Below are 21,847 nucleotides of genomic sequence, written 5' to 3' on the forward strand. Positions count from 1 at the left end.
CGCGACGTCTCACCGAGGTGGTTCGCCCGGCCCGGCGGACAGGGCGGTTTCGATCTCGGCGCGCGACGGAATGGCGGCGCTGGCGCCCAGCACGGTGGTGGCCAGGGCGCCCGCGGCGCAGGCGAACCGTAATGCCTCGGCCGGGCCCCGCGACCAGCGGACGGCCAGGGCGCCGGCGAAGGCGTCACCCGCGCCGGTGGTGTCGACGACATCGACCGCCGGCCCGGTGACGGAGGTGTGCGTGCCGTCCGGCCCGCGGTGGCGCGCGCCGTCCGCGCCGAGCGTGACCACCAGATGCGGTACCCGGTCGAGGGTGCCGCCCAGGTCCTCGGCCTCGCCCCGGTTCACCACCGCCACATCCACCCGGCTCCACAACTCCGCCGGAAGACGCTGCGCCGGAGAGGGATTCAGTAGCACGGTGGTGCCGTTGTCCCGGGCGTGCCGCACCGCCTCCTCGACGGTCGGGATCGGGACCTCGAGCTGGCACAGCAGGATATCGGCCGCGGCGACGGCGGCGAGATCGCCGGCGCGCAGGCCGCGCAACCCGGCATTCGCACCGCCCACCACGATGATCGAGTTCTCGCCCCCGGTGTCGACCACGATCGAGGCGATACCGCTGGGGCCCTCGATCGTGCGCAACCCGGTGGTGTCGACCCCGGCCTCGGTCAGCACCGCGCGCAGTCGCGGCGCGAAGACATCGGTGCCGATCGCGCCCAGGAACATCACCCGCCCGCCCGCCCGGCTCGCCGCGACCGCCTGATTGGCGCCCTTGCCGCCGGGCACCATCGTGAAAGCGCGGCCCAGGACCGTTTCACCGGGCGCGGGCCGGTGATCGGTGGTGGTCACCAGATCCATGTTGATACTGCCGAGTACAGCGATCAGTGGGGTGGTCACGGGGGAGAACTTAGCGCGGTGAGTGCCGGTAGAACCGATTTTTCCGGTGCGTAGGCTATAGGCCATGACGGTAGAGACCACCGCTGAGTTCGATATGCGTGCGGCCGTGCACGAGGCCGCCCGCCGGGCGCGGGTCGCTTCCCGGGGCCTTGCCCAGCTCACCACCGACCGGAAGAACGAGGCGCTGCACGCCGCGGCGGACGCGCTGCTCGCCGCCGCCGGCACCCTGTTGGATGCCAACGGCGAAGATCTGGTCGCGGCGAAGGCGGCCGGCACCGAGGACTCGCTGCTGGACCGGCTGCGGCTGACCAAGGACCGGATCGACGGTATCGCCTCGGGGCTGCGCCAGGTGGCCGGACTGCCGGATCCGGTGGGCGTCGTGGAGCGCGGTTCGACGTTGCCGAACGGACTCGAGATCCGCCAGATCCGGGTGCCTCTCGGCGTGGTCGGCATGGTCTACGAGGCGCGGCCGAATGTCACCGTCGACGCGTTCGGGCTGGCGCTGAAGTCCGGGAACGCGGCGTTGCTGCGCGGTTCGTCGTCGGCGGCGCGGTCGAACGCGGCGCTGGTCGCCGTGCTGCGGGACGCGCTGGGCGGGGTCGGCATCCCGGCCGACGCGGTCCAGCTGCTGCCGAGTTCGGATCGCTCCAGCGTCACCCACCTGATCCAGGCCCGGGGCCTGGTGGACGTGGTCATCCCGCGCGGCGGCGCGGGCCTGATCAACGCGGTGGTGCGCGACGCCCAGGTGCCGACCATCGAAACGGGCACCGGCAACTGCCACGTCTACGTGCACTCCGGTGCCGACCTGGATATGGCCGAAGAGATCCTGATCAACGCCAAGACCCGCCGCCCCAGCGTGTGCAATGCGGCCGAGACGGTGCTGATCGACGCGGCCATCGCGGAGACGGCGCTGCCGCGGCTGAGCAAGGCGCTCGCCGACAAGGGCGTCACCCTGCACGGCGATCTCGACGGAATGGTGCCGGCCACCGACAAGGACTGGGGCGAGGAGTACCTGACCCTCGATATCGCGGTGAAGGTCGTCGACGATCTCGACACCGCGATCGAACACATCAACACCTGGGGCACCGGGCACACCGAGGCCATCGTCACCGGTGAACTGGCCGCGGCCGACGAATTCTCGCGCCGGGTGGACGCGGCGGCGGTCATGGTGAACGCCTCCACGGCCTTCACCGACGGCGAACAGTTCGGTTTCGGCGCCGAGATCGGCATCTCCACCCAGAAACTGCACGCCCGCGGCCCGATGGGGCTGCCGGAACTCACCTCCTCGAAATGGGTCGTGCGGGGTTCGGGGCAGATTCGCCCCGCCTGACGAGTACCTGATGACATCGTCCGTCGACGGTCGGCGCCACATGCCCGGTTCGCTGTGCGCGGTCGTGCCCGCACGCGGGCCGTCGCGGTCTTCGAGGTCGATGATCCAGCGCGGGGCCGGTGGTACCGGTCTCTTGGCCCCGGGGGACGACGCCGGGCGCGGAACCGCCCGGTAGCGTGGGGTGGAGAGTTCGACGGAAGGACGGCCCGATGGAGCCCGCGAGTACCCCCACCCCGCCGGTTCAGGAGCCGATCTTCGCATCGGTCGACGATGTGGTGCACCGCCTCGCCGAGACCGGTTATTTGGCCGACAAGGCCACCGCGACCTCGGTCTTCCTGGCCGACCGGCTCGGTAAACCACTGCTCATCGAAGGTCCGGCGGGTGTCGGTAAAACCGAGCTGGCGCGGGCCGTGGCACAGACGGCGAACGCCGGGCTGGTGCGGTTGCAGTGCTACGAGGGTGTCGACGAGGCGCGGGCGCTCTACGAGTGGAACCACGCCAAACAGATCCTGCGGATCCAGGCATCCAGCGGAAACGATTGGGCCGAGACCGAATCCGACGTCTTCACCGAGGAATTCCTGCTGTCCCGGCCCCTGCTCACCGCGATCCGGCGTACGGACCCGACGGTACTGCTCATCGACGAGACCGATAAAGCCGATGTGGAGATCGAGGGCCTGCTGCTCGAGGTACTGAGCGATTTCGCGGTGACCGTGCCGGAGCTGGGCACCATCACCGCGACCCGGACCCCGTTCGTGGTCCTCACCTCCAACGCCACCCGTGAACTGTCCGAGGCACTCAAGCGGCGCTGCCTCTATCTGCACCTGGACTTCCCGGACGAGGATCTCGAACGGCGGATTCTCGCGAGCCGGGTCCCGGAACTACCCCAGGCGGTGGCCACCCAGCTGGTGCGGGTCGTGCACGTGCTGCGCGGCATGCAGTTGAAGAAACTGCCCTCGGTCGCCGAATCCATCGACTGGGCCCGCACCCTGCTCGCACTCGGGCACACCGAGCTCGACGACGCCACCGTCCGGGAAACGCTGGGCGTGGTGCTCAAACACCGCAGCGACCACCAGCGGGCGCTGGCCGATCTGAAACCGGCCTGACCGTGGTGGCCACCGACGACCAGCCTCTCTCCCCGCACGGTCTGCCGGGGCATCTGGTCGGTTTCGTGGAGGCGCTGCGGGCGCGAGGGATACCCGTGGGCCCGTCGGAGACGGTGGACGCGGGCCGGGTGCTGTCGGTCCTGGATCTGCTGGACCGGGAGTCGGTTCGCGAGGGACTGGCCTGCGCCCTGTTGCGGCGCACCACCCATCGCGGCACCTACGACGGGCTTTTCGACCTGTGGTTCCCGGTGGCCATCGGGGACCGCGCCGCCGTCGCGGAGGCCGAGATCCCGTACCGCGACGACGGGCGGGTCGATATTCCCGAATTGCGGCGCATGCTGGCCGAGATGCTCGCCGACGAGGGTTCGGGACAGCAGCAGGCGCTGATGGCCGCCCAGCTGGTCGAACAGCTCGGGCAGTACCGGTCGGCGCGGGGCGCGTCCTTCTCGTCGTATCAAGCATTGAAAGAGGTGCAGCCGCAGACGCTGCTCGCACAGATCCTGGCCGCCATGGCCACGCCGGGTATGAGCGATTTCGACACCGAGATCGCGCGCCGGGCCGCCCGCTCTCGTATCGAGAAGTTCCGGCGCACCGTGGAGGCCGAGACCCGGCGGCGGGTGGCCGAACGCATCGGTAAGGAGCGGGTCGCCTCCTACGGGGTCCCGCGGCAGGCCGAGGAAGTGGATTTCCTGCGGGCCTCGCAGGCCGAGCTGGCCGAACTGCGGCGCAGCACGCAGCGGCTGGCCCGGATCCTGGCATCGCGGCTGGCGGTGCGGCGCCGGCACGCCAAACGCGGCGAGATCGATCTGCGCAAAACCCTGCGCAAGTCCATGTCCACCGGCGGCGTACCGATCGATCTGGTGAACCGCAAACCCCGGCCCGGCCGGCCTGAGCTGGTTCTGCTCTGCGATGTGTCGGGCTCGGTCGCCGGTTTCAGCAATTTCACCCTGCTGCTGGTGAGTGCGTTGCGTGAACAGTTCTCGAAGGTCCGGATCTTCGCCTTCGTCGATCACACCGACGAGGTGACCAGGTTCTTCGATCCGCACACCCAGCTCGACGAAGCCATGCAGCGGATCTTCGCCGAGGCCGATATCGTCGGCTTCAACGGCCACTCCGACTACGGTAGCGCGCTGACGAGCTTCGCCGAGGCGTTCCCGGACGCCGTCACCAGCCGCAGTTCCCTGCTGATCCTGGGTGATGCCCGCACCAACTACCGCGACCCCGAACTGCCGACCCTGCGTGAGCTGGTCGAGGTCGCCAAGCACGCGCACTGGCTGAACCCGGAACCGCGCACCAACTGGGGATCCGGGGATTCGGCCGCCGACCGGTACCAGCAGGTCATCGAAATGCACGAATGCCGGTCGGCGGCGCAGCTCACGGCTGTGGTCTCCCGGTTGCTGCCGGTCTGATATGCCTCCGCCGGCGCTTCGGCGGCCGCGGACCGCAGGTGCCCCCACCGGCGAAGGCCGATCGGTCGGAAGGGGCCGGTGGCCGACCCGTTAAGCTCGACACTCATGCACGGAACGGGCCGGGGTGGACGCAAGCTGGGTGTGATGGGCGGCACCTTCGACCCCATCCACCACGGACACCTGGTCGCGGCCAGTGAAGTCGCGCACCGGTTCGACCTCGACGAGGTGATCTTCGTCCCCACCGGACAGCCCTGGCAGAAGACCGATCGCCAGGTCAGCCCCGCCGAGGACCGGTATCTCATGACGGTGATCGCCACCGCCTCCAACCCGCGGTTCTCGGTGAGCCGGGCCGATGTGGAGCGGAGCAAGGTGACCTACACCGTCGACACCCTGCGTGATCTGCACGCCCAGCACCCGGGCGCGGAACTGTTCTTCATCACCGGGGCCGACGCGCTGGCCAGCATCCTCACCTGGCAGGATTGGGCCGAACTGTTCGAGCTGGCGAAATTCGTGGGGGTCAGCCGGCCGGGGTACGAGTTGAACATCGACCATCTCGCCGACCATCTGCGAGGTATGCCCGACGACGCGGTCACCATGATCGAGATCCCCGCGCTGGCCATCTCGTCGAGTGAATGCCGCCGTCGCGCGGCCGAGGGGCGGCCGGTCTGGTATCTCGTACCGGACGGGGTCGTGCAGTACATATCGAAGCGGCATCTCTATGTGCCCGCTCGAGCGGAAGGTGATGGAAACGTGAACGAGGTGCTGGCATGAGCGGCGTACGCCCGGAGGCGGCAGCCTGCGTAACCACGGAGGCCGTGCGGCGCCCGTGCCCGGAGGCGACAGCGTGAGCGCGACGGAGGAGGCGGTGCGGATGGCGACCGTCGCCGCGCTGGCCGCGGACGAGAAGCTGGCCGCCGATGTGGTCGTGCTGGACGTCTCCGAACAACTCGTGATCACGGACTGCTTCGTGATCGCTTCGGCGCCGAACGAGCGCCAAGTCAATGCCATCGTCGATAATGTCGAAGAGAAACTGCGCGCGGCCGGTCACAAACCGGTACGCCGGGAAGGGACCCGCGAGGGCCGTTGGGCACTCTTGGACTACGTCGACGTGGTGGTACACATCCAGCACAACGACGAACGTAATTTCTATGCGCTGGAACGATTGTGGAAAGACTGCCCCATCGTTCCGGTCGAGGGGATCGGCGCGCCACCGGCCGCCGGAGACGAAAGTGCTGGAGAAACCGAGTGAGACAGAAAACCGGTGTGCGCACCCTGATCCTGTTGCGCCACGGGCAGACCGAATGGAACGCCAACGACCGGATGCAGGGGCAGATCGACACCGATCTCACCGATCTCGGACGGCGGCAGGCGAAAGAGGCGGCGCGGGAACTGGTGTCCCACAAGGCCGTCGGCCTGATCTCCTCCGATCTTCGTCGCGCCTACGACACCGCGTCGGCGCTGTCGGAGCATTCCGGACTCGAAGTGGTCCGGGAGCCGCGGCTCAGGGAGACCCACCTCGGGGACTGGCAGGGGATGGGGGATGTCGAGGTCGATTCCCTCTATCCCGGTGCCCGGCTGGAGTGGCGGATGGACGCCACCTTCACCCCGCCCGGTGGGGAATCGAAACTGGAGGTCGGTGCCCGCGCTCTGCCGGTCGTGCAGGAGTTGTTCGACGAGCGGCAGGATTGGCCCGGCGCCACTATGATTCTCGTGGCGCACGGCGGGCTGATCGCCGCGCTCACGGCCGCGTTGCTCGATCTGCCGCCTCGGAACTGGCCGGCCCTCGGTGGCCTGGCCAATGCCAGCTGGGTGCAGCTGAGCAGCCACGGCCCGAGCCCGGACAGGCCCGGCTGGCGTCTCGATGTGTGGAACGCAGCGGCGAAAGTAGCACCCGATGTCATCTGAAGACCTGAACCGCCAGATACCGGACGAACTGTTCCGGAAGGTATCCGCGAAACCGGAGCGTGCGCTACCCGACGCCCTGTTCGGCCCGGCGCCCGAACGAGAGGCGGACGGGACCGCCGACGACACCGGTGCCGCCGAGGACGGCGACGTCCGGAAGGCCGTCTGACCCCAGGAGGATTCCGCAGTGACATCCACGTCGGCGGGTACGCATGCGCCCGATCCGGGTAGCGAAGCGGAGAACACCGGCCCGGACACGGGTCCTGTCGTGGAGACAGGTACCGCGCCACCGATCGCGCCGGACGTGGCGGTCACAACGGATCCCGCGGTCCCCATCGGGTCCGCGGATCCCGGCGCCCCACGACCGGTACTGCTGGTGATCGCCGATTCGCTGTCCTATTTCGGCCCCACAGGGGGTCTGCCGGCCGATCATCCCCGTATCTGGCCGAATCTCGTGGCGGCCGAACTCGATTGGGATGTCGAACTCGTCGCCCGGATCGGCTGGACCTGCCGGGACGCCTACTGGGCGCTGATCGGTGACCCGCGGGTCTGGGCGGCCGTCCCGCGAGCCGGTGCCGTGGTCTTCGCGGTGGGCGGCATGGATTCGCTGCCCTCACCGTTGCCCACCGCGCTACGGGAACTGATCCGCTATGTGCGGCCATCGGGTCTGCGCCGGGTGGTGCGCTCGGCGTACCAGTGGATCCAGCCCCGCGCCGCGAAACTCGGCCGCCCGGTGGCACTTCCGCCCGAGGTGAGCGTGGACTATCTGGAGCAGTGCCGGACGGCCCTGGGCCAGCTCCGGCCCGAACTGCCCGTGGTCGCGGTACTGCCGTCGGTGCACGATTGCGCGGCCTACGGCCGGGTGCACAGCGGCCGCGAACCGGCGGTGCGCGCCCTGCGGGCCTGGTCGCGGCGGTGCGGCGTCCCGCTGGTGGATCTGAAGGCGGCGGTCCACGACAATATCTACTCCGGCGAAGCCAACCCCGACGGGATCCACTGGGGTTGGGACGGGCATACCGAGGTCGCCAAGGCGATGGTGAAAACGCTGCAAGAGGTCGGGTGAGACGTGGCGGTCGTGGTCGTCACCGATTCGTCCGCCAGTCTGCCCGCGGAGCTGATCGGCGAGCTGGGTATCGAGGTGGTGCCCCTGCATGTACTGGTGGGGGATACGCAGATCCGGGAGGGTGTCGACGAACTCGCCGTCGACTACGCCGCCGATGACGTCACCACGTCGGCGCCGTCGCCGGGTGAACTGCGCGACGCCTATACCGAGGCGCTGCGGCGCAGCCGCGGCGACGGTGTGGTCGCGGTACATCTGTCCCGGCAGCTCTCGGCCACCTGGGAGGCAGGCCGGCAGGCCGTCCGGGATATGGACGCCGCGGAGTCGGTGCTGCTGGTGGATTCGCTCGGCGCGGGCCTGGCGACCGGGTTCCCGGTACTGGCCGCCGCGCGGTGCGCGGCCGCCGGCGGCACGCTCGCGGCCGTGTACGAGGCCGCGGTGCGGGCGGCGGCGGGTTCCCGCACGTTCTTCGTGGTGAATCGCACCGAGCAGTTGCGTCGCGGGGGAAGGCTCAGTACGGCAGCGAGTTTCTTCGGCAGCGAGCTGGTCAGCAAACCGGTACTGCAATTGGTGCAGGGGCGGCTGGAGTTACGGGACAAGGTTCGTACCCGGTCGAAGGCGTTCGCGAAGCTGGTCGCGGCCGCCGAGGAGGCCGCCGGGGCGGGCCCGGCCGCGGTGGGGGTGCAACATCTGGCGGCCGCCGAGGCCGCCGAGACGGTGACGAGCCAACTGCGCGAACGTCTTCCGCAGATCGCCGAGGTTCACATCGCCGAATTCGGGCCGGCGCTGGCCGTCCATCTCGGGGTCGGCGCGGTCGGGGTGCTGGTACTCCCCGGCGGGTGCGGCTGACCGGCCGCGGTATCCACCACGGCCACCGTTCATCCACAGGCCGGAGTTGTCCACAGACCTGTCGAAATTCCAGGTGGTTCCCGGTTTTCGGTGATCGGCCGGGCCTAGCGTCGCGGGCATGGCACCACACGACGAGCGCGAACGGGTACGCAGACAACTGGGCGGCCACCTCGGCGAGTTACCACGGGACGACCAGGAGGGCCGGGCACGTCCGAGGCCGGACTCCACGTTCGCCGAAGCCGATGCCGTACGTACCCCGCGCTGGCTGGACGACGACCCCGCGCCGCCCGGCTGGCGGGACCGCCTGATTCCCGATCGGTTCCGGGGCGCACGCCTGGACAGCGGCCGGCGCGGGGTGGCGGCCATGGCGGGTATCGGCCTGCTCGCCGGGCTGCTGACGGTCGTGATGGTGCTGTGGGATCGTCCGGTCGCGCAATCGGTACCCCCGCTGCCCGCGGTGGCGACGGCCGCGATGCCGATGGATTCCCCGGCAACCGGGCCGGCGCCTCGCGCGGCGGAGCCGGCGCCGGCCGGAGCACAGCCCGCCGAACTGGTGGTGAGTGTGGTGGGCCTGGTGAACCGGGCAGGCCTGGTGCGGCTGCCACCCGGCGCCAGGGTCGCCGACGCGATCTCGGCGGCGGGCGGTGCGCTCGACGGCGCCGACCTGGCGGGACTGAACCTGGCGCAGCGGCTTGCCGACGGCGACCAGGTCCGGGTGGGTCCCGGCGAACCCGGCGGCCCGTTGCCGGGGAGCGCGACGATCAGCGGCGGTTCCGCGGGCTCCCCGCCCGCCGCCGGTCCGAACGGTGGTGGGGCCGCGGCAGGTACACCGGTGGATCTGAACGCCGCCACCGAAGCCGAGCTCGACGCACTGCCCGGAGTCGGGCCGGTGACCGCGAAGGCGATCATCGCCTGGCGCGAAACCAATGGACGGTTCACCGATGTGGAGCAGCTGGCCGAGGTGGACGGTATCGGTCCGGCCCGGCTGGCACGGTTGCGCGAACTGGTGACGGTATGAAGGCGCTGCCCATGCGGCTGCGTGGCCCGGGCGCGGAACCGGGGGCGAGACCGGGTCGCGATCCGGGTCGCGGCGCGCTCCCGATACGAGGTCGGCGCTACGCCCGAGCGGTCCGCGGTCGGCGGACCGGGAGCCGACCGGGCGGTCGTGAACCACACCCGCGGCACCTACCCGGCGGCGCGGCGTTCGGAGTCCGGTCCGGGCGGTGGAGCGGCACCCAGGGAGCGGGCGCGGTCCGCGCGGTAGGGGCGGCCCTCATCGATGACTTCACCGGCCGCTCTGTTGTCCGCGGGCGCGGCCGGCGGCTGCTCTGGCAGCTCGTGCGGATATTCGCGCAGGTGTGCCGGTGAGCGCGACCCCGGGCACCGAGATCCGGCACCGAGCAGCGGGAGCGAAAGATGATACGGCGGGCCCGGATACGGTGCTGGACGCGCGGTTGCTGCCGGCCGCGCTGACCTGCTGGCTGGTCACCGTCCTCGCGGTCGGCGCCGGCTGGGTCACCGGGGTGGTCGTCGCGCTCGCGCTGGCCGTGCTCGCCCTGATGTCCTGGGCATTGCTGTGGACCGGGATCGCCCACCGCAGCGAACGACGCCGTGTCGTGGCGACCGTGGTGCTGGGTGCCGCGCTGATCGGTTCGGCGTTCGCCTGCGTCGGCGCGTGGCAGGAGCACCGGGCCGGTGCTCATCCGCTGCGCTCGGTGCCGGCCGCGGCGACCGTCGAGGTGGTGATGGTGCCGGGGGACGACCCGAAACCGGTGCGCAGCAGTGGGTCCGGGCGCGGACGGCTCTGGGTGGTACGCGGCGAACTCCGGGAGTTCCGCTATCGCGACCGGGTGGTACGCGGCGGTGGGGCGGTGGTCGTGCTGGCGGCGGGGCCGGCCTGGGCGGAACTACTGCCGGGTCAACCGATCGAATTCCGGGCCCGGCCCGCGCCCCCGCGCGGTCACGATCTGACGGTGGCCACCCTGCGGCCGGTGGACGAACCGGACACCGCGGGCCCGCTGCCGTGGTGGCAGGCGGCCGCCGACTCGGTGCGTTCGGATCTGGTCGCGGCAGCCGGCCGGGCACTCGCGCCGGACGCGGCGGGACTGCTGCCCGCGCTCGTCGCCGGAGACACCTCGGCGCTGAGCGACCGGGTACACGACGACTTCGTCGCCGCGGGCCTCCAGCACCTGACGGTCGTCAGCGGGGCGAACTTCTCGATCCTGCTCACCGCGGTACTCGCCACCACCCGCCTGCTCACTCTCGGTCCGCGTCTGTCGCTGCTCGGTGCCGCGATCGCGCTGGTGTCGTTCGTGATCATCGCCCGGCCGGACCCCAGCGTGCTACGTGCCGCGGCCATGGGATCGGTGACGCTACTGGCCTTGCTGACCGGCCGCCGTAAACAAGCTCTGCCCGCCCTCTGCGCCGCGGTGATCGCCCTGCTGGCGCTGCGGCCCCCGCTCGCCGTTCAGGCCGGGTTCGCGCTTTCGGTCCTCGCGACCGGTGCTCTGCTCCTGCTCGCCCCCAGCTGGGCCGATCATCTGCGGGCCCGTGGCTGGTGGCGGCTCCCCGCCGAACTGGTCGCGGTGGCGGCCGCGGCCTTCGTTGTCACCACACCCCTCACCATCGCGATCTCGGGGCAGCTCAGCCTGGTGGCCGTGGCCGCCAACATTCTCGTGGCTCCGGTGATCGCTCCGATCACCATCGGCGGAGCCCTGGCGGCCGTGGCGGCCACCTGCTGGGACCCACTCGCGCACCTCGTCCTGCGGCCGATCGGGCCGCCGATGTGGTGGCTGCTCACCGTGGCGACCGAGGCGGCCGCCGTACCGGGCGCGGTCGTCACGGTCCCCGGCGGTACAGCGGGCGGCATGCTCGCCGCCGTGGTCGTCGCCGGTGGGATCGCGGCCCTGCGGTGGGCCCGCTTCCGGCGCGTGCTGTCCGCCGTATCCCTCGGAGTTCTCGCCGCGTACCTGCTACTGGTCTTCGGGCTCGGCTGATCCGCCGTTCCCTTGGCCGGCCGGAACCTCGCCTGGGCCGGCCGGAACCCTCCCCGCGGACTTGTGGGCGGCCGGGCTCGGGCGTGGGTCCCGGGCCGGCCACCTTGTTCGGCAGCTCGAACGGCAGCGGCGCGTTGCCGCCCGGCAGGCGAAACCCGCCGCGGACCGCGCGGTGGTCGCCGCCACGGCCATCGGGTCGCCGAAGCGGACCGATGACGAGAGCGCCGGGGCGGGTGGACCCGATCGTCGGGCGCTCGGCGACGGACCGGCCCCGCGACCACGGCGACGGCGGCACAGCCGGCCGCGTAATTCGATCTGCCGGCGCCCAGCCACATCGGGATCTCTAGCGCCCTCGAGTCTGCTCCGCCCGGGCTGCGGCCGGTGGTCGGCGGGCGGCCGTACGATCGGAGCGTGAGCGAGCGACCTGCGGCCCTGCATCTGGTGCTGGGCGATGAGGAACTGCTGATCCAGCGTGCGGTGGCCGAGGTCACCGGGCAGGTCCGGGCGGTCGCGCCGGACCCGGACGCGGTCCCGGTGGACCGGTTGCGGGCCGGTGATGCCAGCAGCGCGGAGTTGGCGGAACTGTTGAGTCCCTCGCTGTTCGCCGAGGACCGGGTGATCATTCTGGAGGCGGCGGATCAGGCCGGTAAGGACGCCGTCGCGGTGATCTCCGAAGCCGCCGCGGCGCCACCCGAGGGGGTGGTGCTGATGGTGGTGCACTCCGGTGGGGGGCGCGCCAAGGCCATGGTGCCCGAGTTGCGAAAGGCCGGGGCGGTGGTGCACGAATGCGCGAAGCTCACCAAGGCCTCGGAGCGGTCCGAATTCGTCCGGGCCGAATTCCGGGGCGCCGGGGCCAGGGTATCGGCGGATGTGGTGCAGGCCGTACTCGACGCGGTGGGTTCGGAACTGCGTGAACTGGCGGCGGCCTGCTCGCAGCTGGTCGCCGATACCGGGGGGAAGCTCGATGTCGCGGCGGTCCGCCGGTACTACTCCGGCAAGGCCGAGGTGTCCGGTTTCGAGGTCGCGGACCTGACCGTGGCCGGAAACCGGGCGGGCGCGGTGGAGGCGCTGCGCTGGGCGCAGGACCGCGGGGTGCCGCATGTGGTGCTGGCCGACGCACTGGCCGATTCCGTGCACACCATCGCGAAGGTGGGGTCCGCGGGGCGCGGGGATCCGTTCAAACTGGCGGGTCCGCTGGGTATGCCGCCGTGGAAGGTGAAGAAGGCCCAGTCACAGGCCCGCGGTTGGACTCCGGCCACGATCGGGTCGGCGCTGCAGGTCGTGGCGACGCTGAACGCTGATGTCAAAGGCGGCGCCGCCGATTCCGGGTTCGCACTCGAGGACGCCGTCCTGAAGCTGCTCGCCCTGCACGGGCGCAGCTGACGGGGCGGGCGCGGACCGGCGGAAGGGTGGTCGCTATTCGACCGCGCTGAGCCCCAGCGCTTCCTCGGCCGCTTCGTCGTAGCGGCCGTCCCACTCCTCGTAGACGGGGGTCTCCTCGTCCCGGGTGACCATCCAGACCACCACCGGACCGCCGTCGTCGTCGGCCGGGACCAGCACGTTCTCGATCCTGACACCGATACCGAGGACTTCGGCGGCCCGGATCACACCGGGCAGGTCCTCGGCTTGGACTACCGATTGGTTCGCATACACCGTAACCATGCGCCGCATGCTACGGCAGGAAGGGGACAACCGGATCGGCGCCATCCGGGAACGGCCGGAAAAGCCACGCTGACCGGGTGCCGGGAACACCAAAAGCCGCCGTGGTCCTCAATGCCGCGGCGGCCGGTCGTCGAAAGAGATCAGTTGATCAGATCTTGTTCAGCGCGGTGGCCATCGCCGACTTCTTGTTGGCCGCCTGGTTGGCGTGGATAACGCCCTTGGAGGCGGCCTTGTCGAGCTTGCGGCTCACCACACGGAGGCGCTCGGCGGCGGCTTCCTTGTCACCGGTCGCGGCGGCGGTCCGGAAGGCACGGATATGGGTGCGCAGTTCGGACTTCACCGACTGGTTGCGCTGACGCGCCGCCTCGTTGGTGCGGATCCGCTTGATCTGGGACTTGATATTGGCCACGCCGGTATCCTCTGGTTCCTGTTTGGTTCGGTCGGAAAGTCTGTGTGCACCCCCGCCCTGGTGCTCGTCCATCGAAGGGAACAGCCGGGCACGGGGTAGGCAACGCCGATTGGCCAGGTTACCAGCACGTGGCGGCGCGACGAAATCGTGGGCGGATCGTCACATCGCGGGCGAGGCGATGTCGTTGTGCCGGTCGAACGCCCCGCGTAACGTGCCCTGCGATCGGCACAGGAGTTGAGTTTTCCAGCAGGACCCAGGTGTTTCCCGGTGTGCGCCCCGGCACCAGGCGGGGCGGCGATCCTCTCGGAAGGCGGACCGGTATGTCTCCCACTGCGCAGGAAAAGGAAGCGATCCTCGAGGGCGTCGAACCAGCGGTTCCGTCCGATCCCAAGAAATGGGCCGCCGAGGCGTTCGGCACGTTCGTCCTGGTGATGGGCGGTGTGGGAACCGCGGTCCTGGCGGGAGAGAAGGTGGGCCCGCTGGGCGTGGCGCTGGCCTTCGGTCTGTCCCTGCTGCTCCTGGTCTACGCCATCGGACCGGTATCCGGGTGCCATGTGAATCCGGCCGTCACCGTGGGGCAGTACCTGATGGGCCGATTGTCGCCGGTCAGCGCGGTGGGTTACGTCGTCGCGCAGGTGGTGGGCGGTCTGCTGGCGGGGCTGGTGCTGTTCGCGATCGCGAAGAATCTGCCCTCCTACGATCGGGCCGCCGACGGCCTGGGCGCCAACGGCTGGGGTTCGCACAGCCCGTCGGCGGTCACCGGCCCGGCGGGGGATGTGGTGATCCAGGACGGGTACGGCCTGGCCGCCATGATCATCGTGGAGGTGATGCTCACCGCGCTGCTGGTCTTCGTGGTGCTCGCCTCGACCGACCGGATCTCCGAGATTCCCCAGGCGGGTCTGGCCATCGGGTTCACCCTGGCGGTCATCCACCTGATCTCGATCCCGGTCGACAACACCTCGGTCAACCCGGCGCGCAGTCTGGCGGTGGCCCTGTTCCAGGACGGCGCGCCGGCCCAGCTGTGGGCTTTCATCGTGTTCCCGCTGATCGGCGGGGTGCTGGGCGCGCTGGTGTACGGGATGCTCTTCGGCCGTTCCCGGGACCTGGAGGTCTGACCGGGCGCCCCGTCAGCTCCAGCGGTATTCGCGGACGAGCCGGTGGGCGACCAGGTCGAACAGTTTGCGCGGCAGGATGGCGCCCTCACGGCGGATACCGTCCTCGGGGACATCGAGCACCCGGTCCAGCCGGACCCAGCTGTCCCGGCCCTGGTGATCCCAGGTGCCCGCGCCGATCCCGATCCAGTCCGGATCGTCGCCGCGCACCGGGTTGGAACTCAGCATGAGCCCGAGCAGCGTATGCCCGTCGCGTCCGACCACCAGCACAGGACGGTCCTTGCCGTTGCTCGGGTCCTCTTCGAAGGGGACCCAGGTCCAGACGATCTCGCCGGGGTCGGCGCGGCCGTCCAACTGGGGGGCGTACACCACGCGCCGCGCGCGGTGGGCGGTCGGTACCGGGGTGGAGGCGGCGGGCCGTACCGGGACGCCGCCGGATGCGGCCGGGCGGCGGCCGCGGCCCGAACCGTCGCGGGCACCCCGCCGGTCGAGTAGGGCCTCGACCAGTCGCGGCGCCTGCCGCTTGACGATCTTCGGACCCTGTTGTTTCGCGATCGCGGTGAGTTGCTTGCCGAGACTGTTCCAACTGCGGGCCATCTCAGGAGGATAACGTCACGCCGCCGCCGAAGATATCGCCTCCGGTGGGCCGCGGCGGGACCTGGGCGGCGGCGGGCGGGGTCCAGCATGGGACGATGGTCGGCAGTACGCCCGATACCCCATGAGGAGTGGAGTGCCCGCCAGCTTCGCCGATACGACGTTCACCGATCCGTCGCGGATCCGGAACTTCTGCATCATCGCGCACATCGATCACGGCAAGTCGACGCTGGCCGACCGGATGCTGCAGCTCACCGGTGTCGTGGAGGACCGGCAGATGCGTGCGCAGTACCTGGACCGGATGGATATCGAGCGGGAACGCGGTATCACCATCAAGGCCCAGAACGTGCGGCTGCCGTGGACGCCGCGGTCCGGGGAGCACGAGGGCGAGGATTTCGTCCTGCACCTGATCGATACGCCGGGCCACGTGGACTTCACCTACGAGGTGTCACGGGCGCTGGAGGCGTGTGAGGGCGCGATCCTGCTGGTCGATGCCGCGCAGGGGATCGAGGCGCAGACCCTGGCGAATCTGTACCTGGCGCTGGACAAGGATCTGGAGATCATCCCGGTCCTGAACAAGATCGATCTGCCGGCCGCCGATCCGGAGCGTTACGCGGCCGAACTCGCCCATATCGTCGGCTGCGAGCCCGAGGATGTGCTGCGGGTCTCCGGGAAGACCGGGGTGGGCGTGATCGAACTGCTGGATCGGGTGATCGAGCGGGTTCCGGCGCCGGTCGGGGACGCGGATGCCCCCGCGCGGGCGATGATCTTCGACTCGGTCTACGACACCTACCGCGGCGTGGTCACCTACGTCCGGGTGGTGGACGGCAAGCTGACACCGCGCGAGAAGATCAAGATGATGTCCACCGGGGCGACCCACGAGTTGCTCGAGATCGGCATCGTCTCACCGGAACCCAAGCCCACCCAGGGCCTCGGGGTCGGGGAGGTCGGCTATCTGATCACCGGTGTGAAGGATGTCCGGCAGTCGAAGGTCGGCGATACCGTGACCGCCGCCCGCAACGGCGCGATCGAGCCGCTCACCGGCTACCGCGAACCGCGTCCGATGGTCTACTCGGGGCTGTATCCGGTGGACGGGTCGGACTATCCGGATCTGCGGGACGCGCTGGACAAACTCCAGCTCAACGATGCCGCTCTGACCTACGACCCGGAGACCTCCGTGGCGCTCGGGTTCGGTTTCCGCTGCGGGTTCCTGGGTTTGTTGCATATGGAGATCACCCGGGAGCGCCTGCAACGCGAATTCGGTCTCGACCTGATCTCCACCGCGCCGAACGTGGTCTACCGGGTGGTGATGGAAGACGGCACGGAACATACCGTGACGAATCCGTCGTACTGGCCGGAAGGCAAGGTGCGCGATGTCTTCGAGCCGGTCGTCAAGGTCACCATCATCTCGCCGAGCGAATTCATCGGCGCCATCATGGAGTTGTGCCAGTCTCGGCGCGGTGACCTCGGCGGGATGGACTACCTGTCGGAGACCCGCGTCGAGTTGCGCTACACCCTGCCGCTGGCCGAGATCATCTTCGATTTCTTCGATTCGTTGAAATCGCGGACCCGCGGCTACGCCTCGCTCGACTACGAGGAGTCCGGGGAGCAGGAATCGCAGCTGGTCAAGGTGGATATTCTGCTGCAGGGTGAGGCGGTCGACGCGTTCAGTGCCATCGTGCACCGCGACGCCGCCCAGGCCTACGGGCACAAAATGACCACCAAACTGCGCGAATTGATCCCGCGTCAGCAGTTCGAGGTGCCGATCCAGGCGGCCATCGGGTCCAAGATCATCGCCCGCGAGAACATTCGCGCCATCCGCAAGGACGTGCTGGCCAAGTGCTACGGCGGTGACATCAGCCGTAAGCGCAAACTGCTGGAGAAGCAGAAAGAGGGCAAGAAGCGGATGAAGACGATCGGCCGGGTCGACGTCCCGCAGGAAGCCTTCGTCGCGGCGCTGTCCTCGGACGCGCAGTCCGATAAGCCGAAGGACAAGAAGTAGCGGTCCGCCCTCCCCGCTCGCGGGAATTTCGCTGTGCGGTAGCCGGATCTGCTCCGCGCCTCCACCCGGCCTACGAAATCGGCTGATAACGAAAATGTGACAGCCGCAGATGTCGACAATAGGCTGAGAGCGGATCCGCGCCGGGGCGGCCCCGGCGTGGTTGCTGTTGAACGCGAGAGTGGAGTTTGGAATGGCGCGTGATCTGCCGTTCGACGGCGACGAAGAGGTCACCGAACGCGGTGGTGACACCGCCTATCGCATTGCCAGCGCCACATCGCGAGTGGCGCGCGGCGGCGCCTATGTGACCGGCGGCGCGCTGATCGCGAACAACGGCGGCGGGGTCCCGGCGCCGCCCAGTGAACTGGACAGCCGTAACGCCGGCTGGGCCTACAGCGCCGATCCCGATCCCGATGTCCCCAGTCCGGTGATCACCTTCCCGGATCCGGATCCCGTGCAGCCCGAGGCGCCGGGCTCCGCCGGAGACGCGAGCACGACCATGCCGCTCCCGCACGGCCCGACATTCGACATCCAGGTCGGCCGCCCCGGCGATTTCGATCTCGACGACTACTACCCGGGTGTCCACACCGAGGACATCCCCGGACTGGCACTGGTACCCGGCTCGCCCGAGGGCGGTGCGCCCGGTGCCGACTACATGCCGGGAACCGGGGTACCCGAATCCAAGATCCCGGGTATGCCCGAGTTCGGCGCGCCGGATCCGGGTCTGCCGCCCGACAACATCCCGGGTTTCGACGGTATCCCCGGATGGGGACAGGGATTTCCGCTGCCCGGTAACGAAGGTTTGGGTGCCCCGGGCGAATTCGAGCTGCCGGCACCGGGCGACGCGTTCCAGACCGATATCTTCGACCTGCCCCGGTTCGACCTGAGTCCCGATTCCTCGGCGCAGGCGGTGGCGCGCAGTGCCGACGACGGCGACTGGGGTTTCGACCTCGCCGATCTCCTCGCGCGCCCGGCCGGTGATCCGGCGTCCGGTTGGTACGGCGAGGACGGTCCGACCGGCGAGTTGGTCATCGACTACGGGGTCGACGGCGGGTTCGTCGTCGCCGACGGGTTCGGCCACGCGGTGGCCATCGATTCCCATATGGGACTCGATATCTCGGCGGGCGCCGACGGTTTCTGGGTCACCAGCGACTGGGATCTCGATATCACCGTCGGTGACGGCAGCCTGCTCGACGATCGGCTCGATCAGTACCTCGACTGGGCCCAGTCCGGCACCGCCGCGTCCGATTTGTGGCAGTCCGCCGGCCGCGATCCGCTCGACGCCGCCGCACGGGCGGACGCGGGCGCGGAGGCCGCGGCTCGCGGAGCCGACTCCGGTATCGCGGCCGGGGCGGACGCCGCGGTTCCCGGTGTCGCGTCCGGCGCCGGTGCGGCCTCCGGCGCCGCGGCGTCGACCGGCGCCGGCGCCGCGATGGCCCCGGGCGCCGCGGCTCCCGGGCCGCTCCCGGGCGCCGCGATGGCCCCGGGACCCGTCGCTCCCGGGCCGATCGCCCCGGCTCCGATGGCGCCCGCTCCGATGGCGGCGGCTCCGATCGCGCCGGCTCCGATGGCTCCGGCGCCTGTCCCGCCGCCGATCGTCGTACCGGCCGCGATGGCACCGGCGGTGCAGCCGGTCGCGGCGACCCCGCTGCAGACCACGGTTCAGCCCGATGCGGCGACCACCCCGATGGCCAATGTCCTTCATGCGCCGGCGGGACCGTCGCCGCTCACCGCGCCCGCCGCGCAGCTCCCGGATCTGTTCCACCGGCCGCCGCAGGCTCCGACGCCGGACCCGCAGCCGCCGGCCGAGCCGGTCCTGCCCGGGTCCTCCAGTCCGGTCGTGCCGACCACCACCGTGCCGACAACCACCGGCGACGCCACGTCCACCACCGGCCCCACGACCACCGGCCCCGACGGCCCCACGACCACGTCCCCGGACGGCAGCACCACGGTGGGCGGCAGCACCACACCGTCGATCGGCGGGAGTACCGGCACGTCTCCGGACGGTTCGACCACCTCACCGGAAACCACCACCGGCACCGCGGGACCGTCCACCGGCACCACATCGCCGGAAACCACCACCTCCGAGGACGGGACCACCGGCAGCACCGGCGAATCGACCGGAGTCACCACCACGGGCCCCGGCTCCTCCGCCGGCGAGACGGTGACCGGCGGTACCACCACCGACCCGATCGGTGGAACCAGCGCGAACGCCCCGAGCACGGGCGACCGGACACCGGACGGAACCCCGTCCACGGTGGATGTCCCCACCCAGCCGGTGCCCACCCACCAGGTGCCCACCGCGGATCAACCGCAGGCCCCGGTGCCCACCGTGAGCGTGCCGACCCAGCAGCCGGTGCTGCCGGATGCGGCGCCGGTGGCGCCGCATCCGTTGCCGACACCACTCCCGGTGGCGCCCCAGGTGCAGCCGATCGCCGATCACGGTTCGCCGGTTCCGTACGATGTGCACGCGGTGGCCGTCACGCCGCATACCGAACACACCGCGTTCGGTATCGCGGGCGGTGGCCTGAGCGGTGATCTGTCCGGCGGATTGCTGCCACATACAGTGGCGGTGACCGAGGACCCGATTGCCGATCACGGCCACTGGGTATTCATGTGACGGTTCACGACCGGCGGGGGTGCTGTCCGGTCGTACGGGGGGTGATTCGACCGGGCTCGGTCGATGACGGGATGTTGTGACCGACAGTGAGGAGCAGGGCTTGTCTGCCGTAGCCGGACCGCGGGCCGCCACGGTGAAGAACCCGGATGTGATGGCCCCCCTCATCCAGATCATCGATGAGCTGCGGGACGTATCACGCACCGCGAGTCGTAACGACTTGCGGGGCCGGCTCGGGATGGTGCGTGCCCGGGTGGCCGATACACGGGTGCGGCTGGTGGTGGTCGGTCCGCCGAAGAGCGGGATGAGCACCCTGGTCAACACCATGGCGGGGGCGCCGATCAGCGCCACCGACAGCGCGATCAGCGTGCCCGCGATCGTGGAGTACGGCCCGGAACCCTCCGCCACTCTCATCCGCCGCGAGGGCGGCGGGCGGATCCGTCGTCAGCCCGTCGATCCGCTGAATCCGGCTCCGGCGCTCACGGCCAAGGGGGTGATCCGGGCCGATTTCACCCAGCCCAGTCCCTTGCTGGCCGAGGGGATCGTGCTGATGGACGCGCCCGGTGCTTCCGTGCAGGAACGCAGCACCTGGTCGATGATCGCCGCCGCCGACGCCGTGCTCTACGTAAGCGATGCGGACAACGAGTACAGCCGGGATCAGATCGCGCATCTGCACCGGATCGGGCAGGTGTGCCCCACGGTGATCTGTGTGCTCAACAAGATCGACCGCAACCCGCACTGGACGCATGTGCAGGAACGCAATCGCGAACTGCTCGATGCCGCCGGACTGGGTTTCGCGGTGGCGCCGGTCTCGGCCGCCATCCATCAGGAGGCGCAGCAGTCGGGCGATCAGCAGCGCGCGATCGAATCGGGTCTGCCGCAACTGGTCGAACATCTGCGCGACTACGTGGTCGCCCACGCCGACGCGGCAGCCGTACAGTCCGCCGTGCGCGATATCCGGCTGGTCGGCGACCATCTCGGTGTCACGCTGCGCACCGAGGCCGACGCGCTCCGTGATCCGCGTCGCCGGGCCCATGTGACCCAGCAGCTGGCCATCGCCCGGGACCAGGCCGATCAGCTGCGCCAGCGCACCGCGACCTGGCAGATCACGCTCGCCGACGGCAGCACCGAACTCATGGCCGATATCGAACACGATCTCCGGCACCGGCTGCGGATCCTGGTGCGCGACGCCGAAGCCGAGATCTCGCGTACCGACCCGGCGGCCCACTGGGCGCGCTTCGGCACCGATCTCGAGGCCAGGATCGCCGAGGCGATCGCGGAGAATTTCGATACGGCCAACTATCGTGCCGAGGAATTGGGTGAACAGGTGGCCGCGCGGTTTCCCGCCGACCACCGCCGCCCGGAACTGCCCGATATCCGTCCGCAGTATCCCGCCGAACTGCTGGAGAACGTCGCGCCACTGGAGCCGCTGCAGAGCGCCAAAGCCGGTGTCACCGAGCAGTTCCTGACCGCGCTGCGCGGTTCCTACGGTGGAATCCTGATGGTCGGCCTGGCCACCAGTCTGCTCGGCATGTCCCTGGTGAACTGGTATTCGGCCGGTGCCGGCATCCTGCTCGGTCTGCATGCCCTGTGGGAGGACCGGCGCACCCGCCGGCAGCGGCGGCAGGCCGAGGCCAAGGTGGCGCTGGCGCGTCTGATGGACGATGTGGTGTTCCAGGTCGGCAAGGAATCCCGGACCCGCCTGCGTGAGGTGCAGCGGGTGCTGCGCGATCATTTCACCGATATAGCCACCGACGCGTTGCGTACCGCGGACGAGGCGCTGCGGGTCGCCGAGGAAGCGGGCGCCCAGTACGGCGATCGGGGTGCGGAGCGGCTCGCCCGGTTGGACAGCGAGATGGGTAAATTGCGCGACCTGCGCCAGCAGGCCGACAGTTTCGTCGCCGCCTGACC

General features: G+C 70.1%; 20 protein-coding genes. 16 read left to right on the top strand and 4 right to left on the bottom strand.

Annotated features, from left to right (window positions below; translation table 11 throughout):
• Nucleotides 1-9 precede the first annotated feature (9 nt).
• Nucleotides 10-894, bottom strand: a complete 885-nt coding sequence (locus tag IG75_RS0121150) for a ribokinase (protein WP_030523202.1) — start codon at nucleotides 892-894, stop codon at nucleotides 10-12.
• Nucleotides 895-958: 64 nt separating this feature from the next.
• On the opposite strand from IG75_RS0121150, the gene IG75_RS0121155 reads away from it, so the two are divergent.
• The 12 genes from IG75_RS0121155 (at nucleotide 959) to holA (ending at nucleotide 12,926) form a co-directional block, all read left to right on the top strand.
• The gene (locus IG75_RS0121155) at nucleotides 959-2,224 is read left to right on the top strand and encodes a glutamate-5-semialdehyde dehydrogenase (RefSeq protein WP_030523201.1); all 1,266 of its coding nucleotides are present in this window, start codon (nucleotides 959-961) and stop codon (nucleotides 2,222-2,224) included.
• Between the two features lie 209 nt (nucleotides 2,225-2,433).
• A complete protein-coding gene (locus tag IG75_RS0121160) occupies nucleotides 2,434-3,327 on the top strand; it encodes an AAA family ATPase (RefSeq protein WP_030523200.1) in 894 nt (297 codons plus the stop codon).
• A gap of 2 nt (nucleotides 3,328-3,329) precedes the next feature.
• Nucleotides 3,330-4,736: a vWA domain-containing protein gene (locus IG75_RS0121165; RefSeq protein WP_030523199.1), complete on the top strand. Its 1,407-nt coding sequence runs from the start codon at nucleotides 3,330-3,332 to the stop codon at nucleotides 4,734-4,736.
• Between the two features lie 105 nt (nucleotides 4,737-4,841).
• Nucleotides 4,842-5,507, top strand: coding sequence for a nicotinate-nucleotide adenylyltransferase (nadD, locus tag IG75_RS0121170; RefSeq protein WP_030523198.1), 666 nt, complete (start codon nucleotides 4,842-4,844; stop codon nucleotides 5,505-5,507).
• 73 nt (nucleotides 5,508-5,580) lie between these two features.
• On the top strand, nucleotides 5,581-5,985 hold the full coding sequence (gene rsfS, locus IG75_RS0121175) for a ribosome silencing factor (protein WP_030523197.1): 405 nt from the start codon (nucleotides 5,581-5,583) through the stop codon (nucleotides 5,983-5,985).
• Complete coding sequence (locus IG75_RS0121180; protein ID WP_030523196.1) at nucleotides 5,982-6,641, top strand: histidine phosphatase family protein; 660 nt, start codon at nucleotides 5,982-5,984, stop codon at nucleotides 6,639-6,641. Before rsfS ends, IG75_RS0121180 begins: the two co-directional genes overlap by 4 nt.
• The gene (locus tag IG75_RS39220) at nucleotides 6,631-6,807 is read left to right on the top strand and encodes a hypothetical protein (protein ID WP_156059065.1); all 177 of its coding nucleotides are present in this window, start codon (nucleotides 6,631-6,633) and stop codon (nucleotides 6,805-6,807) included. Before IG75_RS0121180 ends, IG75_RS39220 begins: the two co-directional genes overlap by 11 nt.
• A 165-nt stretch (nucleotides 6,808-6,972) precedes the next feature.
• Nucleotides 6,973-7,701: a diglucosylglycerate octanoyltransferase gene (gene octT / locus IG75_RS0121190; protein ID WP_030523195.1), complete on the top strand. Its 729-nt coding sequence runs from the start codon at nucleotides 6,973-6,975 to the stop codon at nucleotides 7,699-7,701.
• A gap of 3 nt (nucleotides 7,702-7,704) precedes the next feature.
• On the top strand, nucleotides 7,705-8,547 hold the full coding sequence (locus IG75_RS0121195; protein WP_030523194.1) for a DegV family protein: 843 nt from the start codon (nucleotides 7,705-7,707) through the stop codon (nucleotides 8,545-8,547).
• Between the two features lie 118 nt (nucleotides 8,548-8,665).
• Nucleotides 8,666-9,565 carry a ComEA family DNA-binding protein gene (locus IG75_RS36450; protein ID WP_030525885.1) on the top strand — a complete coding sequence of 300 codons (900 nt, stop codon included), beginning with the start codon at nucleotides 8,666-8,668 and terminating at the stop codon, nucleotides 9,563-9,565.
• Between the two features lie 346 nt (nucleotides 9,566-9,911).
• Nucleotides 9,912-11,543, top strand: a complete 1,632-nt coding sequence (locus IG75_RS40630; RefSeq protein ID WP_210436830.1) for a ComEC/Rec2 family competence protein — start codon at nucleotides 9,912-9,914, stop codon at nucleotides 11,541-11,543.
• Between the two features lie 411 nt (nucleotides 11,544-11,954).
• Nucleotides 11,955-12,926 (top strand): DNA polymerase III subunit delta, encoded by a 972-nt coding sequence (gene holA / locus IG75_RS0121215; RefSeq protein ID WP_030523190.1) that lies wholly within the window; start codon nucleotides 11,955-11,957, stop codon nucleotides 12,924-12,926.
• A 33-nt stretch (nucleotides 12,927-12,959) separates the two neighbouring features.
• On the opposite strand, the gene IG75_RS0121220 is transcribed toward holA, so the two are convergent.
• Together IG75_RS0121220 and rpsT are read right to left on the bottom strand one after the other, a co-directional pair.
• A complete protein-coding gene (locus tag IG75_RS0121220) occupies nucleotides 12,960-13,205 on the bottom strand; it encodes a hypothetical protein (protein WP_030523189.1) in 246 nt (81 codons plus the stop codon).
• Nucleotides 13,206-13,353: 148 nt separating this feature from the next.
• Entirely contained in the window at nucleotides 13,354-13,614 is a 261-nt protein-coding gene (rpsT, locus tag IG75_RS0121225; protein ID WP_030523188.1) for a 30S ribosomal protein S20, read from the bottom strand.
• 320 nt (nucleotides 13,615-13,934) lie between these two features.
• Here rpsT and IG75_RS0121230 point away from each other — a divergent pair, with 320 nt between their 5' ends.
• On the top strand, nucleotides 13,935-14,729 hold the full coding sequence (locus tag IG75_RS0121230; RefSeq protein WP_030523187.1) for an aquaporin: 795 nt from the start codon (nucleotides 13,935-13,937) through the stop codon (nucleotides 14,727-14,729).
• A gap of 12 nt (nucleotides 14,730-14,741) precedes the next feature.
• Here IG75_RS0121230 and IG75_RS0121235 read toward each other — a convergent pair whose 3' ends face one another.
• Nucleotides 14,742-15,323, bottom strand: coding sequence for a type II toxin-antitoxin system PemK/MazF family toxin (locus IG75_RS0121235; protein WP_030523186.1), 582 nt, complete (start codon nucleotides 15,321-15,323; stop codon nucleotides 14,742-14,744).
• A gap of 121 nt (nucleotides 15,324-15,444) precedes the next feature.
• On the opposite strand from IG75_RS0121235, the gene lepA reads away from it, so the two are divergent.
• The 3 genes from lepA to IG75_RS0121250 all read left to right on the top strand — a co-directional run bounded on the left by lepA (nucleotide 15,445) and on the right by IG75_RS0121250 (nucleotide 21,845).
• Nucleotides 15,445-17,322, top strand: coding sequence for a translation elongation factor 4 (gene lepA, locus IG75_RS0121240; protein ID WP_030523185.1), 1,878 nt, complete (start codon nucleotides 15,445-15,447; stop codon nucleotides 17,320-17,322).
• Between the two features lie 190 nt (nucleotides 17,323-17,512).
• Entirely contained in the window at nucleotides 17,513-19,939 is a 2,427-nt protein-coding gene (locus tag IG75_RS0121245) for a hypothetical protein (RefSeq protein WP_030523184.1), read from the top strand.
• Between the two features lie 100 nt (nucleotides 19,940-20,039).
• Nucleotides 20,040-21,845, top strand: a complete 1,806-nt coding sequence (locus IG75_RS0121250; protein WP_030523183.1) for a dynamin family protein — start codon at nucleotides 20,040-20,042, stop codon at nucleotides 21,843-21,845.
• Nucleotides 21,846-21,847 lie beyond the last annotated feature (2 nt).

The organism is Nocardia rhamnosiphila NBRC 108938, from assembly GCF_000720425.1.
GTDB classification, from domain to species: domain Bacteria; phylum Actinomycetota; class Actinomycetes; order Mycobacteriales; family Mycobacteriaceae; genus Nocardia; species Nocardia rhamnosiphila.

Coding starts and splice junctions, on each gene's coding strand:
- IG75_RS0121155 (WP_030523201.1), top strand. CDS start 959: ATGACGGTAGAGACCACCGCTGAGTTCGATATGCGTGCGGCCGTGCAC.
- IG75_RS0121160 (WP_030523200.1), top strand. CDS start 2,434: ATGGAGCCCGCGAGTACCCCCACCCCGCCGGTTCAGGAGCCGATCTTC.
- nadD (WP_030523198.1), top strand. CDS start 4,842: ATGCACGGAACGGGCCGGGGTGGACGCAAGCTGGGTGTGATGGGCGGC.
- IG75_RS39220 (WP_156059065.1), top strand. CDS start 6,631: ATGTCATCTGAAGACCTGAACCGCCAGATACCGGACGAACTGTTCCGG.
- IG75_RS36450 (WP_030525885.1), top strand. CDS start 8,666: ATGGCACCACACGACGAGCGCGAACGGGTACGCAGACAACTGGGCGGC.
- IG75_RS0121220 (WP_030523189.1), bottom strand. CDS start 13,205: ATGGTTACGGTGTATGCGAACCAATCGGTAGTCCAAGCCGAGGACCTG.
- IG75_RS0121230 (WP_030523187.1), top strand. CDS start 13,935: ATGTCTCCCACTGCGCAGGAAAAGGAAGCGATCCTCGAGGGCGTCGAA.
- IG75_RS0121235 (WP_030523186.1), bottom strand. CDS start 15,323: ATGGCCCGCAGTTGGAACAGTCTCGGCAAGCAACTCACCGCGATCGCG.
- lepA (WP_030523185.1), top strand. CDS start 15,445: ATGAGGAGTGGAGTGCCCGCCAGCTTCGCCGATACGACGTTCACCGAT.
- IG75_RS0121245 (WP_030523184.1), top strand. CDS start 17,513: ATGGCGCGTGATCTGCCGTTCGACGGCGACGAAGAGGTCACCGAACGC.